We start from the raw sequence: 18,115 nt of genomic DNA, 5'->3' as shown, positions 1-18,115 counted from the left end.
GCTCCAAGCTGACCTGCCAAGCCATGGCCGAGAAAATGGCCGACAAAGTCGGCCAAGCCGGTTGGGGCGCGTTGGCCAAGAACCAGGAGATGCAGGGCAACCTGGAGCAAACCGGCGGTGATGCAGTGGCCGCGGTGAAAAACACCGAGGCCCATAACGGCAACAATGGAGTGTCCTGGGTCGGTGGTTCGAAGGCTGGAGGCAGCGGACAGTCGCCCATTCGGGTGACCGCCGACGTGGTCCGTGCGGGCTATAACCTGCTGCATAACCGGTCGGTGGACGACAGCGCCTCGATCAGTAGCAGCGATTGCCTGGGTGGCGCTATTTGCCAGACCTGGACCTCGCCCCAGGAGGAGTCCGAATGGGCCGTTCGCGTGTTGGGCGAGAGCGAAGTCTCGACCTGCGACAGCTGCGAAGCCCTGAGGGCGACTGCTGGCAGCGGATTGACACCGTTGATTCAGGAAGCCTACAGCGAACGCCTCAAGGCCCTGCAAGGGTTGCTGTCGGGATCACTGCCGCCTACTCCTGACAACCTGGCTAAAGCCTCCAGCCCGATGCTGCCGGTGACCCGTGGTGTGGTTGAAGCCCTGCGCGATGATCCCGACCAGGATCTCCTAGCACGCCGCCTGGCCAGTGAGACGGCCTTGTCTAGCGTACTCGACAAGGCCCTGCTGCTATTGCGCACGCTGCTGGCGGGCGGTCACGAACCGAACATCGCCTCCGCCGAGCCGGCCCAAACCGCTTTGGCGAAAAACCTCGACGCCTTGGAGCGCGAAATACGCCTGCTACAAACCGAATTGCAGGTCCGGCAGATGCTGGCCACCAATACCGCCAGCCTGGTGCTCGATCGGCATGCCGGTGGTGCCGATGCTTCGCGCACCGTCGAGCAAGGCGACCCCGAGCCCGATCGACTCAAAGACGCTGACGCCAGGCGCAAGTGAGCCATGAAACGCTTACCACTATTCACTTTGCTTTCGAGTCTGGGGATTGCCGCGCTGATGATTCTGACCGCCGCACTGATCGCCTGGATCGGCCGCAATGCGCTGGGCAGCTTTGAGGTCTGGCAGCAGGCATTCGAATCCATACGACCCTATTTGCGGTGGTGGCGTGCCCTGCTCTACGGCGCTCTGTTTGCGCTCTGGTGGGATCTGCTTCGGCGCTACCGCCATCGACCACAGGATCGACGGCGCATGAAACGCATCGGGGCATTAGGGCTCGTGCTCTTTACCTGCGTCGAACTCACCCGACTGTGAGGTCACCACCATGCTCATGAGCACCAACAGCTACCTGGAGTTTTATCTCTCGCTGCTGGCCTGGATCATCAACAACGGCCTCTGGAGCATCCTGTCCGATACCGGACTGTTTGCCGCGCCCTTTGGCGCAATCATCCTCCAGGAATGGCTGTCGGCCCGTCAGCAAGGCGCGGATGAAGGCAACAAGGGACTGCTCTCGGTGCCGAGGATCGAGAACCGGCTGTGGCTGGCCTACATCGTCGTCTTGTTCGGTTGCGCGCCGGTCTTTCCGCTGAGCCTTGCCTCAATGGCGTTCGACGATGCGGCGAGCCAGCGCTGCGGCGTGAGTGTGGCCAAGCCAGCGGAAACAGCCTGGGGAACCACCTTCAATACCATCGGCGAACGCTCCGCCAACGTACCGATCTGGTGGTTTCTGGTGCATGCCTTGAGCAAAGGGGTGACTGCCGCGGCTACTGCCTCCATCCCCTGCGCACCGGATATCCGACAGATGCGTATGGAGATCGACAGTTCGCGCATCAACAATCAGGTACTGCTGCAGGAAGTCGCCGACTTCACCCGCGATTGCTATGGCTATTCCCGCTCTCGACTGTTCACCAACCGTCCGCAGCTGGACAAGGCACAAAGTCACGACGCCTCCTGGATCGGCTCAAGCTATTTTCTCGACACGCCCGGCTATTACGACACCGATCGCTCACGCACACCGCGAGTCAACTGGCCGTATGACGAAAGCCGCGATGTTTCCTTACCGCGACTAGAGAATGGTGCGGGCTACCCCACCTGCAAGCAGTGGTGGAGCGATAGCGGTTTAGGGTTACGCGAACGTTTGATCGAGCAGGTTGATCCCTCGCTGTTGACTCAGCTGAAAGGTTGGTTGACTGGCCGTTCGAGCAACGAGATCGAGGATGCCACCTTGCGCGAGCTGGTCAGCCCGCGCCAGCAATCGATGTCCATGTCACCCGGAGAGGTGTATCTGGACTATGGCTCCAGCGCTCGTGGCGGCTCGATCAATCAGGGGCTCAATAACCTCGCCACCAACACCGGGTTGGCCCTCGGCTCCTTCAGCAACTTCCCGGCGATGAATGCGCTACGTGCCGCCCTGCCGATGGTGCAGGCTTTCCTGATCATGGGCGTGATCATCAGCTTGCCGTTGGTCCTGCTGGTCAGTACCTACCATCTGAAGACCGTCATGACGGTGACGTTCGCACTGTTCACGCTGCACATGTTGAGTTTCTGGTGGGAACTGGCCCGCTGGGTCGACTCCAGCATGCTCGACACCTTGTACAACCAGGTTTCGGCGTCCAATCAGGTGCTGCTGTCGCTGCCCACATCCGGGTTTATGGATGGGACTGTCACCGCGCAGGTGATCGAGTACGTGATGGGGGCAATGTTCGTCGTACTTCCAATGTTATTTTTGGCTGCGATGAGCTGGGCAGGATATAGCGTTGGCGCAATTGCCGACGGCATGCTTAGCAAAGGAGCAGCTCAGGCACAAGACGCTGGCGCAAGGGGTGCTAGTGCTCTGATGTCTGCTGGAAAGGCCTTGAGGAAGGGGTAAAGAACTCTACTACAGGTCTTTTAAATCAGGCTGACCAGGTGCGCGGCCATACTCATACTCACCATATGGGTCGCCATATGCTTTGTACCGGAGAGCATCCTTAGGTTTGATAGGCGTTCCATTGGCTATGGCCCAACACAAGACAATAAGGATCATCACCGATACGGTGAACCATAAGCTTACGAGAAGGAGTCCGGCAGCAACTGCCAACTTGATGACTAGAAAACCCCCGCGAACAAGTAATTTACCTGCGGGTATTCCTACCGTCACCGCACGCTCAGCCACGCGGGACTCAAACGTTTTCAACCTACGGTAACCACGCTTTACCGACATGCCACAGGCGTATGCCCAGCGGAGGGCACGCGAATTTCGAACAGGTTGCGGAGTCGGCATGCTCTCGCCCTCGTCTGAGCGTTTTCATGGTTGAGACAGGAATAATAGCCTACTACTGAAAACAGTCCGTGCCTGACCGTCTATCAGTTTGCCCAGCCGAAAAATCTTCACTGGAAGGCAGAAGACAAGCCCCGTGAAACAGCTTCTCTACAGTGTTTGACTCATGTAAATCGTACGGCTAAATACAAGGTACAGATCGCTGTTATCGACAGCACCTGCCCAGGTAGCCAAAACCTTCAAGGCTACGTCACTTCGGTGATGGTTCTCCCCAAGTGCGATGAGCGTTCGGTGGCTCGCACGGTGACCGTTTCGACGGTGATGAACGCCTACTGCTCTCCTGAGCGCCTTCCGAGCCCCGCTCGCGAGGCAAACCTTCTTGTTTTTTCAACCCGTGCGGGGAAATTCTTCCCCGCACGGGACAGGTTTCTTCGCGTTTTCAACGGAGGCACACCATGTCCGACTCACTTACGCCGGAAGCACTGAACACCCTACGGTTGCCCATTGTGTTCACGCCTGGCGCATGGCAACGCGCAGTACTGCTCGAGCGCTCAGATCATCCCGAGACGCTGCAGATCGATCAGCTGAGCCACATACTGCGCGCAGCCTTCGAGGCTCACCTGGCCAATCCACACGAACCCTGTGTGGTGTTCGAGGTAGTCCACATTCAGTCAACGGATCACTTAGACCACGACCCATTGCTGCAATTGAGTCTCAGCCTACTCCAAGAACCGGGTCAGCCTGGCGCCTTGTTGATAGCACTTGCAGGAGAGGCCAACGCTAAACGCAGATAACCGTATCTCGGCGCTCAAACTCACATTCGGAAGCAGGCAAGACCTGCATCAATCCAACCATCACCCACCGGGGAACCCTCCCCGACGGGCAAGGCTTTCCTCCGTTTTCTCTCGAGGAAAATGCCATGCGCGATATCTACCAAGACGTGACTGACAAGATCGTTACCGCTTTGGACCAAGGCGTAGCTCCCTGGATCAAACCCTGGTCCTCAAGTGGCTCAGCTGACGTCGGTCATCATCAACCCTACCCCATTAACGCCATCACGCAGCGTCCCTATTCGGGGATCAACTTGCCGTTGCTCTGGGCCGAGGCCCGATTGCAGGGATTCACTCAAGATCGTTGGCTGACCTTCAACCAAGCCAAAAAAGCCGGTGGGCACATCCGTAAGGGTGAGCACAGTGCCCTAGCAGTGCTCTACAAGCCAATGGAGCGCGAGGAGCAGAGCGAGTCAGGCCAACCCGTGCTCGATGAAAACGGCCAGCCCAAGGTCGCTCACTTTGGCCTTCTCAGGACGCATTTTCTGTTCAATATCGAGCAAACGGAGGGACTCGAAACGTTCAACGAAACCTTGCTCGAAGCGGACTCGACCGATCCCTTCCTGACCAACAGTGCTGCAGAAAGTCTGTTGTTAAGTTCGGGCGCAAAAATCGTTCATCGATCTGCCGACGAAGCCTTTTACCACCCGATCAGGGATCTCATCCAACTGCCGACAAAAGCACAATTTCACGATGAAGGCGGGTACTACGCCACCGCACTGCACGAGCTGACGCACTGGACCGGGCATCACTCGCGGTTGCAGCGCGAGGGTGTAACGTCATCCTGTCCGTTCGGCTCGCCAGGCTACGCGTTTGAGGAGTTGATCGCCGAAATGGGTGCTGCGTTTTTATGTGCCTACACCGGTATACAAGGAGAGCTTCGGCACGAGGGCTACATCGAGTCCTGGCTCAGCCTGCTCAAGGCTGACAAGCGCGCAATCTTTCGTGCCAGTGGCCAAGCGAGAGCCGCGTCAGAGTATGTACTCAATCTGAAGCAGCAATTGGAGCAAGCCGTATTGGAGGAGCCCGCCGAGCAGAAGCGCCAACGTTTAATCGTGAGCAACTCTTAACCTAACCGCATCAAATACTTCACAGGGCCCGACGCGAGTTGGGCCTTTTTCTACTCGGCGATGACACATTAGCAGAGATGACCTCGTGCCCTTGGGAGACGTTCTTCGATGTCAGGATCGCATGCCATCAGCCATCATGAGCGCTATCGCTCAATTAATAATCACTCCATCGCAATCAGTGTGCTCCGCGGCATGCCGAGCTTTATCCACAGACATACCCACGCTTTTCGTGGACAACTCACTCTCGCCACCGAGAGCCATTTCGAGAGTCAGTCATCCAGGTTCTCCGCTAGAAAGCCAACCAGCTCGAGGTCTCCGGCTGTCGATACCTTGTAGATCAGATCACGCTTACTGCGCGGCAACTTCTTGACCACGCTCTTCGCCGAGGCCCTGACGGCTTCGTCTGTCCCATGGATACGTGCCGCGAGCAGCAGCACGAGCGTGGCGTCAGTGAGGTTCATGGCAAGACCCAAGAAAATTCGCACCGCAGTGTACCGACTCTTTCCTTTGCCGTACCAGCACTCACCTCCAACAAAATGACACCAGCGCAAATCGATATTCCGATTGCCGCACAAAGGGACCCAAGCCAAAAGGACGGGTAAGGGTTGGAAGGGAATGGGGACTCAAGGGTAAGAGCGCTATCCAAAAAGGCTAAAAGGCCACTGACCCAGCCAATTCCCGGAGGCCACGATGCTCAGTCTGTTTCACCGCAAAAGGCAGAAGCCCCCTCCGCCACCGGCCGTCAACGTTGCCGACGGTTACCTGCCAATCGAGTCGGCCCACAGCTTGTTAGCCGCGGAGCACCGCCGCCAGTTGCTCGATCGCATCTGGCAGTACACCGCCCTCTCCCACGCGCAGTTCACCCAACTCTATTTAGATCCGATCCATCGCTATGCCGAACAGGTCCAGCAACTCCCGGCCAGCGAAACGCACCATCATGCGTATCTCGGCGGCATGCTCGACCATGGACTGGAACTGGTCGCCTGTAGTTTGAAACTGCGTCAATCCTATCTGCTGCCCACCGGCGCCGCGCCGGAAGACCAAGCCGCTCAGACTGACGCCTGGTCAGCCGGCATCGCCTATGGCGCCCTGCTACATGACATCGGCAAGATCGCCGTGGACCTGGAGGTCGAGTGCCAGGATGGCCGTGCTTGGCATCCTTGGCAGGGCCCGCTGGACCAGCCCTACCGCTTTCGCTACCTCAAAGGTCGCGACTACCACCTGCACGGCGCCGCTGCAGGCTTGCTCTATACCCAGATTCTCGACCGATCTATCTTGGACTGGCTCAGTGGATTTCCGCCACTCTGGGCCAGCCTCCTGTATGTCCTGGCGGGTCAGTACGAACGTGCCGGTGTGCTGGGGGAGTTGGTGATTCAAGCCGACCGCGTCTCCACCGCGCAGAACATTGGTGGCAACCCGAGCAAGGCACTACAAGCACCCATTCATTCGCTGCAACATCACTTGATCAGTGGACTGCGTCATCTGGTTCAGCACGAGCTGAAACTCAACCAGCCGGGGGCCGCGGGTTGGTTGACTCATGACGCACTGTGGCTGGTCAGCAAGACGGTCACGGACAAGCTGCGAGCCTATCTGCTGTCGCAATCGATCGAGGGCATCCCCTCATCCAACATTGCCGTGTTCGACGAACTGCAATCGCATGGGCTGGTCGAGTCGACTTCAGGAGGCAAAGCCATCTGGACCGCTCTTGTCGCGCAGGGAAACTGGGAGCAGACCTTTACCTTTCTGCGTCTTCAACCGGCGTTGATCTGGGGGAGCGAAGACCGCCCCGAAACTTTCAGCGGAACGGTGAGCGTTGCAGCCGATGGTCACTTAACTGACGCTCCGGCATCACCACCACCGCTCACGGCAATCAGTACAAGATCAACCCAAAACCCATCGCCGCCAGATAGCGTGCCGAGGGAGGATGCTGACTACTTAGGAACATTGCTGGATATGTTCGAAATGGTAGAACCCAAGACACATGATGCACCGTCAGAAAACAAACTCGAAATCTCATATCCGCATTCGGACAACCCAGGCCAGGCTTTCCTAAATTGGGTCAGGGAAGGCATCCAAAGCCACAAGCTGATCATCAATGACAGCAAGGCCAAGGTGCACACGGTGCGCGGCTCGGTGTTTCTAGTAACACCTGGTCTCTTCCAACGCTACGCGCAGGATTTTCCTGGCATCTCACAGGGGGCCAATAAAGAGATTGAAGAATGGCGTTGGGTGCAGAAACAGTTTGAGAAACTGAAGGTCCACAGGAAGCGAGACGATGGTCTGAACATCTGGACCTGCCAGGTTGAAGGCCCGCGGGGAAAGGCAAAACTCAAAGGCTATCTTCTAGAAAACTCAGCACTATTTTTCGAAGCCGGGTCCATACCTGCCGACAACCCCTTTCTTAAACTCGAAAAATAGTAAATTTCCATAGCTTCTACTGAAGTAATTGGTAGCGGCCAAAATATTTGGATCTGCAGTGTCCAAGGTCAGCGTAAACCAGCTTACTCAACGGCTAACCTGATTCGAAACGCTAAGGTAGTTTGTAGCGAACCCGCCAGCTAACAATAATTCCCTCAAGATAAGTAATTAGCAGATACTGTGCATTGTGAAAATCAGGCCCTAAAAGTTCCGTCGCCGTGTTGTGTATCACGGAGGGGGAAAATTAATCCCCTCCGCGATAACTTACTAATTCAGGAATGGTTCGACCGGCACTACCACCCCAAATTTTTCCAACTGCAGAAACTTTGCGCCCAAACCTTTTACTTTCGCGTGCGACCTTGATCTGTGCCTTCCCCTCTTTGCTTACTCGAATCGAGGTAGCTATTGAATGATGGCGTCATAAGCCTCCTTACCCGTCGCCTCATACCAGCCGGATTTATAGATCAGCAATCCCGTAGCAACCATTTCGTTTAGCCTAGGGTAGTTCGCTACTCGGTCCTTAATCAGCGTCTTCATATCTGCAACGTCTTTTTCTGTGAGTGGCATTGCTGCAACCCTCCTCTTTTAAACAATGATAATGAGAAAAAATTGGTCGCGAAAATAGGCCCAGCCCCGTCAGCGCACAGTAGCGTCTATCTAATCTCAGTGTTCTAACAAGGTGCGTAGATTATCCCGTACGGTCGCGGCGATCGTGGCAGGGGCAACGTTTTGCAGGCGCGCGAGCTTTTCAACAACCACCTCAACATCTGCTGGCTTAGAAGGCCTAGAGCCGGTCTTGGTAAAAGGTCCATCTGTTTCCGTCAACAATCTGTTTATCGGGATCGTGGAGACCACGGTCACGTGCCTCGGGTTTTCCAGCATCGCGGCGTTTATCGAGAAATAGCATCCCAGTTCGAGCGCGCGTGCAGCCTCCGATTTCGTGCCCGTAAACCAGTGGAGTACCACTTTTCCTCGTAGTGGTGGCAAATAGGACTCGATGTGATCGAGTACGATCTTAGCCGATCGGACGCTGTGGACCGTGATGATCTTGCCCCCTGCTTCCGCGCAGCGCTGCAGAACATGCTGAAAGACTTGCTTCTGCAGATCAAATGACTTGTAGAAGCGCGGCCCCGCATCTAGGCCTACCTCCCCAACATAACGCGTCTCTGGCAAGTATCGATCCCACAGATCGAGCTCGCCAAATCTTTCCTCAACCAACTGCGGATGAAGTCCCAGCGCGGCGCGCACGTAACGCGTGCGCTGGGCTAGCTCATGATTCCGTGGCCACGCTCGCGGAGTCGTCGTCACGGCCAACGTGAACACTCCCGCATTCTCCGCCTCTTGAACCGCGCCAGGATGATCCGGGTACAGATCCAAATGACAGTGAAAATCGACAAGGCCAGCTGTAACTTTTTTATCCGATCCCGACATCAGCGTGGCCTCGTCTCAACGCCATCAATCAGCCGAGCAACTTCTTCAAGGCCTCGGCGGTAAACATCGGCGAGCTGATCGAGGTGCGCAACCTCGTCGGCGAGCGAGCCCGGCTTATGAATTAGGAGGTTTGCGAGTTGTGGCCGCCCACGCAGACGTTCGATCGCGTACTGAAAAGACCTTACTTGCTTGCCCGTAGACTCACGGGTGTCCAGGATATCGGCGCGAAGATCGGGCACCGTATAGGTCGTCTTGTCCACTCCCACTCCCCATGCGCCATCCAATGCGGCACGTCGAATCAAACAGGGCAAACAGTACCCACAATGCTCAATACCTAAACCCTGCCAGCGTCCTTTTGTCGGCGATGAGCACGACAGCGAATCCGGTGCGAGTTGGGTCAGCAATGGCTGATTACGGCAATTTGATGCCATTTCCCCTTTGGTTTTGTCCCAGCAAGGGTTACTGATACGTCCGTTGATATCCAGCTCAACAAGCAGCTCGTTCCAACGCGCCATATAGTAGGGATGAGTGGTGCGTGTGCTGTTCGAACCTAGGCGCAATGGGTCAAGAGGAACGTTCAACGCAATCAGCCCGTTCTCAGGCACCTGCAGTACGAAGGTCTCATCCAGACCGGTTCCAGCAAACACACCCAGTGCGAAGAACAGAAATGAACGGCCCCGCGTGCTGTTCTCAGATCCGACATTCTCGACCAACCCATCGTCGAATGTCATGCCCACGCGCAAACGCTCAAATGACGACTTGTTGTAGTGTTTCTTTAAGACACCGAAGAGCTTACTTTGAGCATCGCTGGTTGCGCTTTCACCAAAGTGACTGACCAGAAGTGGTGTCGATCCGGCCTCCAAAAGATCAATTGCGCCAATCAAACTATCCAGACCACCTGAGAACAAACTCACGGAGTCGAACGGTGGTGCGATCAAAGTGGGAGGTGCTTCTTGCGCGATGAGAGCGAACTTAGGCGGTCGCGCCCGAAATCCGATTGTCCAGCGGTCGCCGGTCAAGAAATTCAATATTTTCGTCAGAGTTAGAACCGCGCCAGTCCAGCGCTCTGGTTCGCTAACTGGAATGACCAGGCGGATTTCCCGCGTCCACGAGTCCTGCGACTGTTCGACACGAGATATACGGGTGTCGGCCGCATGGACGTGCGCTGCGACCACCAGCAGATCAATGCCAATCTCCGATGGGTAAATGCCCAGTTTCTTCAAACTCGTCAGGGCACTTCCAATGCCGTGATCAAGCGACTTATCCCCCACAACCATCTGCAGCAAGGTCCGCTGTTCGTCCGCGCCCATAGGAATGTCGGTATCGTCGTCAAGTCCGAGACGACCAGCAATGAGTTGTCGCTTCATTGGTCCGCCTCTGCATCACCGAGCGATTGTAGGATAGCGAACGCGGACTCGTACACAGTGTCCACGAATGACTGGATGCGCTCCGGGTTCAAATGTGGAGAATCGCTACGCGCCCTCGTGAGCGCATCGCTAACACCCCCTCGGATAAAATCGCGTAGTTGGGCTTCCACACGGTGTGCAGCCTGCGCGCTTGTTGGCATCGTCACCGCCTTCGTGCCGATGTCGTTGCAGATTCTCGCTTCAATGGCATGTGTTGCATATAGCTCGAACACTGTTTGCATTTGGTCAGGAGTGAAGGTTGAAAGGTCCGTTAGCCCCTCGGTGGTCAATTCAATGATTGTTTCGATGTACGCCTCACGCGCGATACCTTCGTCGACGGTACCTGCCCCAGGACAGATGTAGTCGGCCAAACCGACGAAGATCTCTGCTATGGGACGTCCTGCGAGTGATTCAAGATCCAACGAGCGTAGAGCTTCACGCACACCACGGGTTTGCGCATCTGCCAAAAAACCCAGCAATCTAGCTCCGGCGCCGCGTGAAGCCCCCATGCGCTGTGCCGCTTGCCGTGCGCCTCCCGAGGATGTGGAAACGTAGCGCGAGACAGCGCGTCCGAGGCTAGCGCGGTCAGTACCACCCGACCCGGCAAAACGGGTAAAGCTATTTCGTGCTCCAGAAAAACGTTGAGGATCGGCCGAAGCTGGAATAGCCGGCCGATTGGGCGCTACTGGAGGCGATACACCATCAGCCGGTGCAACGCCGTCGGCTTCCCCCCCTTCGCCTGTGGCAGGCGACTCTCCCAACCATGAAGGCACCAGCGGCGTACCGCCGCCCGGACCACCGTATGCCGTCGACGTCCCCATTACCGAACTCCTTTCGTGTCTTTCAGTGCCAACTCGGCAGTCTGTTTCAGCAACGGATTGTCAGTCAGTTTGCTCCATTGTGTGAGCAGCGCTTTCAAGCGCGCTACGCACTCCGTGTCCTTAATGACGCCTTGCCAGCCGCGAACGGCCCATGGCCCACACTTACTGCTCGGTAGAGCCTCTAGGAAGTCCAGTAGTTTATTTTGAAGTCCAGGCTGCGCCTTGGCCAGTACGACGAGGCCATCTACACCCGCCGGCATGGTCTCAAAGGCACCAGCGCCCATGATTCGGGTACGCACTGCCTCGAAAACTTTGTCGGCTTCGGGCTGTACAAGAAGCTTCAGCTCGGCTTCATAGCCCTGCACCATCATTTTTCCACCGAACAATTTTTCCACCACGCTCGCCAAGTGTCCCAACACCGACACCGGACCGAAGTAGTCCTTTTTGTCCTTCGTCACGAAAAGATAGGGACGAAGATCAATCCCAGACAGCAGGGGCTTGACCTGCGCCCAGTCGCGTACCATTCCCGAAGAGCTCCACTCGGCAAATACTGCGCTCTCGGGAACGGGGAATACGGTTTCCATTGCTTTGGAGTCTTTACCTGTGTGAGTCCCAAGCGGTTTGCTGTCAACCTTCGCACCGGAATCATCGACAGCAAGGCTCCTCTCAAGCGTCTCAAGATCCTCGCAGCGCCCCTGAGGGTGGACAGCCGCTACAAATGCGATCTGCTCAAACAGTCGCGGAATGAAGCGCTCAGCGAGCATCAGTTTGGCCAACACAGGCAAGGTGATGTCGTCGCCGAATCCGCGCGCAGTGGCCATACGCTCTCGCAACAACAGCGTGTTGAGAAAACGCTTAATCTGGCGCGGATTGCCTTTGGCGCCACTTGCCAGGATGGGACCGAGCTGGTCGCTAAGCACAAGGGCGTTGTTGGCTTTCTCTGCCTGCTTTCCTAACGTCGATTTGATCGTCGCGGCATCAAGGCCAGCGTTCTCCCATGGTCGTTTTAAGCATTCGCGCGCGACAGCAATGAGCTTCGCGTAACCCGCATCCTCTTCACCGACCTCAGCTCCCGTCAACAACAGCGTCACGTATATCCGCGTTTCTGTTTCACCTAAAGCCGGGATGCGAAATGGTACCTGAATGAGTTTTTCTAGATAATTTCGAGCGTAGTCACGCGGTCCCGTCGTTTCTGGCAAGTCTGGAAAATGCTTACGCACCGCATACTCGATCATCGCCTCATCAGCGGCGACAACGAAGGCGGTGCGCGCGGTGAAGACGAACAGACGAATTGCTTCGAGTGTTTCGATAGCAGTATCTGGTAAACAGCGGTCAAGATCATCAATCAAGACGATGAGCTGATTGATTCCGGCATCCTTCAAGAGCTTGTCAAAGGCCTTCCTAAAAGCTTCGACCTCCTCCGGAACGTTTTTTGTTTCAGCCGGCTTTAACATTGACTTCACGCCGTCGATTGCAGACGAGAGATTTTCTTTCGTCGCCAATTTGGCAGGATCGGCGAACATTCCTTCGAGCGTTCCCACGATGGCATTGATCTGGTCCGGCGTTGGGATGCCGGTAAATGCAGTGAGAGCCAGGCCTCCTGCACGCTTGGCAACCTTTAACCAATCAATTCGATTGAAGACATCCTTAACAGCCCCTCCAGCCTTCGTCAGTGCAGGACGCTTTTCAACCAGACCAGTAACTATTCCCTCGATCAGTGCGATCTTGGCATCCTCAAAGCCCTGGAAGCGCCAGCCGTTGAACTTGAGACAAAGCACATCGTCCTGTCCCAAAAAACCTGTCTCGATCATTTCCAAAACACTGGACTTTCCGGCGCCCCAATCTCCATGAACCCCAATCGTAACCGGGTGATCTGGCTTTTCACGCAACAACTCGATAATGGTTGTTGCGATCGCCTCATTGTTGAGCAAGTCAACTTTTGTTTCGTTGTCAGTCAGAATCACTCGCCTAACTCTCCCAAGGTATTCCATTCAGAAATGCTGGCAGAAGGAAGCGGATACTGGCCAAAATCTCATCGCGCGATCCTTGCTGTCTAAGCACCAGGGTAATCTCCATTTGCGCCCTGAGCTCTGTGACGTTCAAGATTGCAAATGTCTCAGTTCAGTCGCAGGACATAGACCTACCCGTCATAACCGTTCGTAAATGCATCATTCGGACCAATGAATTGCATTCGCTCTGACCACCTAATTGCATGGATATGACCAGCGCTCACTAAGCTAAATGCCCTGCTGGGGTAAAGCCCGTAGCGTTGAAGTTGTACCACTGGCTGGACCACAGAGGGCAATCCGAAAAAAAACCTGCAAGCCATGGTTCTTAGACAATCCGAATGACAGGTTGCGAGCTGACGATCCTGATGGTTCTGGTTGCTCTTGTCAGGGCCACATACCAGTCCTTCGCGGACATATTGGCCGACTGCACAATCACTGCATGGTCGAATTCAAGCCCTTTCACTAGCAGCGTACTGCCGATGCAACGAAACGGCAGCTTGCGCCCCATATGACGTTGCCTATTCTGCACTTCCGCGACCGCGGACATTAGGGTCTACCCCTCCACGGTCCCCCTCAGAATCAGCGCCGAACGCATCGCGTAAAACATTTCGCGCCTGAACAGATATGTCCCCGGCATGCCTTTGAGAGCATCCAGGAACGTTACCGCTGCGTCCCCAGTATTGGTGCTGATCAGCGAATCAATGACAGGAAACAATGGGGCAAACTTCATCCCGGCTCGACCTCCCATGAGGCGAGAAGCAATGGCTTTTTCCATTGGAGTTTTGTCAGTACCCGTCATGCACTCACTGGCGAAATTCAGCAACGCGCCAAAAAGCTGCTGGCCCACAGCACCGTCGATTGCTTTTGCATTTTTGACCAGAGATTTACAGTTGATCGCTTCAATTGTGGAGAACGCTCTCTTTGAAAGCTTTTGCGCTAGTGATGCCCGGCTTGCCTCGTTGGTGCTATTCCCAATGACAACCACACTCTCACCGTCGTATATCGATTTCAGGCACTGCGCATAGATGACGGGCTGCTGATACATTGGATTATCAGGAAGCTCGAACCATTCGACACAAGCCGGAGCAGCCTTCAAATCGACTGCCATCCCAGCTTCAAGTTTATTGCGTACATCTCGTAACCAATCAGCAAGGGGGGTGTTGTTCGATGCCTTCCACCGCCATGGTGTGTTTAGCTCGGCTACCAACGGGAACGCGGGATAAACCTCCGTCCCCCAGCTCACTGGATTCTGCCCTTTGAAATCAAAGATCGCTTGCAGTGGGTCACCGAAAATACAGGTGGGAAGTTGATTGGCTAAAAGACAAACCACCTGATGCTGTACAGGTGAGCAATCCTGGTACTCGTCTACAAACAAACCTTCGTAGGAAGTACCAATGATTTCGGCGACCGCCTTGGTCTGAAGGAGTCTCAGAGCGGCATCGTAGACGGCATTCCATTCTGCCGAAGTAGTCGGTCGAAGAGCTTTAATTTTTGAGCGTAAGGGAAACGAAGTGGCGAACCTTAAACACCAGCCTGCTATGGTTTCGACCTTGAACTTGTCACTAGGAACCGAGAGTTTGTTGAGTCTCGCGGTGATCGCATCTACCCCAGCGTGTGTATGGGTGAGAATTAAGCGCCGCTGACCTGAATAAGCTACCGCCCGCGCTATCTGCTCAGTTTTTCCACACCCTGCTGCGGCAACAATGCTTGCACGTTCCAAACCAGAAATGTAAAGGCTGAGCGTATTCTCAGGCGACTCAAGCATCGATCCACTTCCGCAAATCGGAGATGATATTCGCGAAGGGCGTCACGTCGTTGGGAGGAAAATGGTTCACGATTATTTCCCCTAAACCTTCCCCTCTGGTGATGTCCTTGAACCAGCTTTCTTCCTTCGCTGTTTTGCCCAAAGCAAGTCTGAAATTCGGCTCATCTCTCCAAGGAGGCATGGCTAGGTCACCAATTTGCTCGATGCCCATGACTTTCAGTGTTTTGTTAATACCACTCAAGATACTGTCGGTGCTGGCACACCCACTCGCGTATTTGACTGCGGCCTCAACCCCTTCCCACGGCAAGTCAATAAACAGGCGTTCTTCAGTTGAATATTGTCCTGGCCACTGAAGGCAGCTAGCACCTTTGGTCTGCGCTCTCGCCATTGCGGCGGGGTTTGGCGGCTCGTCGGAGTCGAGCAACATCAACACTTCATAACCGAGGTCACAAAGATGCTCGGCGATCACCGGGGCACTGTCTTTGCCTGAACCATTGACCGCGACAACGCCTTGGGCGGCCAATGAGTCCATTCCTCGATCAACCCAGCAGTTATCAAGGCCACGAACAATGCCTTGCTCTGTCCGACCTTCTCCGACAACGATTCGTCTGGCGAGGAACGCTTCTGGTGCACCTCGCAGATGCCGTTGTGCGGTGCCTAGCTTCCGTACTGCCGCGGATATGGATTTAACTTCGGTAACACCAGCAGATGACCTGACAGAAAAAATATCCTCTGCCTTCAGTTCGCAAATTACGACTGGTGAGTGCGTGGTGATGAATATCTGTGCCTGGCTCACCCCTTCGCCTGCCGGAGCCGTTTTCAGAAGCTTCAGCAACCTGGCGATTCGATGAGGCTCAAGACCAAACTCAACCTCATCGATCATCGATATATGTTGGTGGCCTACCTCGTGCTGGAGAGCAGACACAATCAACCGGGAGGAACCGGTGCCAAGCATGCGCAGTGGTAATCCATCATCATGCAGAGAAACACCTCCAGCGGTGATGTTCACCCCATCGACGTCTAAAGCCGCAGCATAGCTCCCCCTAGCCGGTACGGAAAATTTCTTGCTCAGAATCTCCACGCGATCGATTACTGACTTGAAAATATTTTGATTGGTGTCCCCGAAAGCTTTCCTGGCAGCTCTTCCGGCATCAGCCAGCTGTAGCGAATACCCAGTGTTGGATTCCCCCACTCGCGTCAAAACAGATGACCGTCCCCAAGCCAAGTGTCGCTCTGCATAAGGGCCGAGACGTGTAACTGACAGCAGTTTCCAGTCCTTATAACGCAAGGTAGGAGGGTCTTTCTCGGCTGCGTTTATCCGATCGTTATAAAGCGACCAACGAGCCTCGAGTGATGCGTCAATAGTCATCCGCAGCGTTAGGGCGTAGTGCAGTCCCTCGTTTGGCTCGTCTTCAATTTTTAGCGTTTCGGCATTCCACCCTCGCATCTGCATCCCATAATGCTCTTCAGACAGGAATGCCGTGGGCAGGTCTACCACAGTCACCATGATATCGACAGGTTTCGAGGTGTCCAAATTATAGAAATCGCAGTCGTCTGCCAGCGTATAAGGCTTCGGGTTAAGACAAAGCTCGATCGCATCAAGTATGGAGGTTTTTGTCGAGTCGCCGGGGCCGATCAGACAGTTCATGCCGGGAGCGGGTGACCAATGAAGAGATTCAATCCCGCGAAAATGCTCAATATCGACTGAAACGATGCGCATGACATTTCCCTATGCCCGTTGATGGCATTTTGCTCAACAGTATCCAAATGACGTCAGAACTGCTAGCGATCTGTTTAACGACACGCAGTCGGAGAACCTCATCGCGGTGGGCTGTCTGGTGATCGGCCCAATTACAATTTCATCCACGCCGCCCTGGCGCTTGAAACTGTGGATATCCTGCTTTAGCCACTTCTCTGTTCCCGAGAGGCGCTCGCCGTCCTTTGTGGCGATCCAACAAGCACGGTACTTACCGTAAAAGGATCCTGGATAGTCCGCGGCAAGCGCCTGCGCGACTTTCTCCTTTACTTGAGCGTTAAGCTGTAAAAAACCACGCCTATCAGGTGGCAAAGCTATTTAGATCCAAAAAATTCGTGGGAGTAAATGTGGGAGTAATTTTCCAGGCATGAAAAAGCCCAACCTTTGCAGATTGGGCCAAGTCATTGAAAAATATGGTCGGGACGGAGTGATTCGAACACTCGACCCCTAGCACCCCATGCTAGTGCGCTACCGGACTGCGCTACGCCCCGACTAGGCGTGAAACCTGTTCTTCATCTCGAGGAACGCTCAAGAATATATCGCAAGCTTTTGAAAACTGGAAGTATTTAAAGCAGGAATTTATTTCTTGAGGACCACCAGAACATCTTCGAGCTCAGCGATCATCTGGCGAATCATTTGCTTGTATTGGGTTGTGTCGTCTTTGGCCTCATCACCGGACAAACGCAAACGTGCGCCACCGATGGTGAATCCTTGATCGTAAAGAAGCGCGCGGATTTGCCGGATCATCAGCACGTCCTGGCGCTGATAATACCGGCGGTTTCCGCGGCGTTTGACGGGGTTGAGTTGAGGAAACTCCTGCTCCCAGTAGCGCAGCACGTGCGGTTTTACCGCACACAACTCGCTGACTTCACCAATGGTGAAGTAGCGTTTGCCTGGGATGACGGGAAGCTCGTCGTTATGACTTGGTTCCAGCATAAGCCTCAACTCGGGCCTTCAACTTCTGCCCTGGACGAAAGGTGACCACACGGCGAGCCGTGATCGGGATTTCTTCACCGGTTTTCGGATTGCGGCCAGGCCGCTGGCGTTTGTCCCGCAGGTCGAAATTGCCGAAACCGGACAATTTGACCTGCTCGTTGTCTTCAAGAGCGTGCCTGATTTCCTCGAAAAACAGTTCAACCAATTCCTTGGCTTCCCGCTTGTTCAGGCCCAGCTCTTCGTACAGACGTTCCGCCATCTCAGCTTTCGTCAAAGCCCCCATACGTCACTTCCTTAACGTGGCGTCCAACCTTTGTTCGAGCGAGGTGAGGATGTTTTGCGTCGTGTTATTCACCTCATCGTCATTAAGAGTGCGCGATGGATGCTGCCAGGTCAAGCCGACTGCGAGGCTTTTTCTATCAGGATCAATGCCTTTACCCTGATACACGTCAAATAGCCTGAGGTCTGTCAGCCA

General features: G+C 54.9%; 18 protein-coding genes and 1 tRNA gene. 6 read left to right on the top strand and 13 right to left on the bottom strand.

Annotated elements, in window-relative coordinates; genetic code table 11:
- The 3 genes from ACRESJ_RS32815 to ACRESJ_RS32805 all read left to right on the top strand — a co-directional run.
- Positions 1-941: integrating conjugative element protein (locus ACRESJ_RS32815; RefSeq protein WP_431761620.1), on the top strand; the 941-nt coding region annotated here is incomplete at its 5' end.
- A gap of 3 nt (positions 942-944) precedes the next feature.
- The gene (locus ACRESJ_RS32810) at positions 945-1,253 is read left to right on the top strand and encodes a hypothetical protein (protein WP_103406496.1); all 309 of its coding nucleotides are present in this window, start codon (positions 945-947) and stop codon (positions 1,251-1,253) included.
- 10 nt (positions 1,254-1,263) lie between these two features.
- Positions 1,264-2,808: a conjugal transfer protein TraG N-terminal domain-containing protein gene (locus ACRESJ_RS32805; protein WP_431761619.1), complete on the top strand. Its 1,545-nt coding sequence runs from the start codon at positions 1,264-1,266 to the stop codon at positions 2,806-2,808.
- A gap of 9 nt (positions 2,809-2,817) precedes the next feature.
- Here the strand turns inward: ACRESJ_RS32805 and ACRESJ_RS32800 are convergent, their stop codons facing one another.
- On the bottom strand, positions 2,818-3,201 hold the full coding sequence (locus ACRESJ_RS32800) for a DUF3742 family protein (protein WP_431761618.1): 384 nt from the start codon (positions 3,199-3,201) through the stop codon (positions 2,818-2,820).
- A gap of 452 nt (positions 3,202-3,653) precedes the next feature.
- Here ACRESJ_RS32800 and ACRESJ_RS32795 point away from each other — a divergent pair, with 452 nt between their 5' ends.
- The gene (locus ACRESJ_RS32795; RefSeq protein ID WP_431761617.1) at positions 3,654-3,992 is read left to right on the top strand and encodes a hypothetical protein; all 339 of its coding nucleotides are present in this window, start codon (positions 3,654-3,656) and stop codon (positions 3,990-3,992) included.
- Between the two features lie 125 nt (positions 3,993-4,117).
- Positions 4,118-5,098 (top strand): ArdC family protein, encoded by a 981-nt coding sequence (locus ACRESJ_RS32790; protein ID WP_431761616.1) that lies wholly within the window; start codon positions 4,118-4,120, stop codon positions 5,096-5,098.
- Positions 5,099-5,367: 269 nt separating this feature from the next.
- Here ACRESJ_RS32790 and ACRESJ_RS32785 read toward each other — a convergent pair whose 3' ends face one another.
- A complete protein-coding gene (locus ACRESJ_RS32785) occupies positions 5,368-5,559 on the bottom strand; it encodes a hypothetical protein (protein ID WP_431761615.1) in 192 nt (63 codons plus the stop codon).
- 229 nt (positions 5,560-5,788) lie between these two features.
- On the opposite strand from ACRESJ_RS32785, the gene mobH reads away from it, so the two are divergent.
- A complete protein-coding gene (gene mobH / locus ACRESJ_RS32780; protein WP_431761614.1) occupies positions 5,789-7,516 on the top strand; it encodes a MobH family relaxase in 1,728 nt (575 codons plus the stop codon).
- 402 nt (positions 7,517-7,918) lie between these two features.
- Here the strand turns inward: mobH and ACRESJ_RS32775 are convergent, their stop codons facing one another.
- The 11 genes from ACRESJ_RS32775 to ACRESJ_RS32725 all read right to left on the bottom strand — a co-directional run.
- Complete coding sequence (locus tag ACRESJ_RS32775; RefSeq protein WP_431761613.1) at positions 7,919-8,083, bottom strand: hypothetical protein; 165 nt, start codon at positions 8,081-8,083, stop codon at positions 7,919-7,921.
- Between the two features lie 96 nt (positions 8,084-8,179).
- A complete protein-coding gene (qatD, locus tag ACRESJ_RS32770; RefSeq protein ID WP_431761612.1) occupies positions 8,180-8,947 on the bottom strand; it encodes a Qat anti-phage system TatD family nuclease QatD in 768 nt (255 codons plus the stop codon).
- A complete protein-coding gene (qatC, locus tag ACRESJ_RS32765; protein ID WP_431761611.1) occupies positions 8,947-10,314 on the bottom strand; it encodes a Qat anti-phage system QueC-like protein QatC in 1,368 nt (455 codons plus the stop codon). The genes qatD and qatC overlap by 1 nt, the downstream gene beginning before the upstream one ends.
- Positions 10,311-11,174 carry a Qat anti-phage system associated protein QatB gene (gene qatB / locus ACRESJ_RS32760; protein WP_431761610.1) on the bottom strand — a complete coding sequence of 288 codons (864 nt, stop codon included), beginning with the start codon at positions 11,172-11,174 and terminating at the stop codon, positions 10,311-10,313. Before qatB ends, qatC begins: the two co-directional genes overlap by 4 nt.
- Positions 11,174-13,138 (bottom strand): Qat anti-phage system ATPase QatA, encoded by a 1,965-nt coding sequence (gene qatA, locus ACRESJ_RS32755; RefSeq protein ID WP_431761609.1) that lies wholly within the window; start codon positions 13,136-13,138, stop codon positions 11,174-11,176. Before qatA ends, qatB begins: the two co-directional genes overlap by 1 nt.
- 598 nt (positions 13,139-13,736) lie before the next feature.
- Positions 13,737-14,948 carry a UvrD-helicase domain-containing protein gene (locus tag ACRESJ_RS32750; RefSeq protein WP_431761608.1) on the bottom strand — a complete coding sequence of 404 codons (1,212 nt, stop codon included), beginning with the start codon at positions 14,946-14,948 and terminating at the stop codon, positions 13,737-13,739.
- Positions 14,941-16,668, bottom strand: a complete 1,728-nt coding sequence (locus ACRESJ_RS32745; RefSeq protein WP_431761607.1) for an ATP-dependent nuclease — start codon at positions 16,666-16,668, stop codon at positions 14,941-14,943. Before ACRESJ_RS32745 ends, ACRESJ_RS32750 begins: the two co-directional genes overlap by 8 nt.
- A gap of 450 nt (positions 16,669-17,118) precedes the next feature.
- Positions 17,119-17,195 (bottom strand) — tRNA-Pro (locus ACRESJ_RS32740).
- An 88-nt stretch (positions 17,196-17,283) separates the two neighbouring features.
- Complete coding sequence (locus ACRESJ_RS32735; protein WP_003179985.1) at positions 17,284-17,640, bottom strand: MerR family transcriptional regulator; 357 nt, start codon at positions 17,638-17,640, stop codon at positions 17,284-17,286.
- On the bottom strand, positions 17,621-17,923 hold the full coding sequence (gene ihfA / locus ACRESJ_RS32730) for an integration host factor subunit alpha (protein ID WP_002553164.1): 303 nt from the start codon (positions 17,921-17,923) through the stop codon (positions 17,621-17,623). The genes ACRESJ_RS32735 and ihfA overlap by 20 nt, the downstream gene beginning before the upstream one ends.
- Before the next feature lie 3 nt (positions 17,924-17,926).
- Positions 17,927-18,115 (bottom strand): hypothetical protein (locus ACRESJ_RS32725; RefSeq protein ID WP_431761606.1); only part of this gene is annotated, 189 nt, incomplete at its 5' end.

This window comes from Pseudomonas sp. (genome assembly GCF_050739655.1).
In the GTDB taxonomy this organism is placed as follows: domain Bacteria; phylum Pseudomonadota; class Gammaproteobacteria; order Pseudomonadales; family Pseudomonadaceae; genus Aquipseudomonas.
This window is presented reverse-complemented; position numbering and strand designations above follow the sequence as displayed.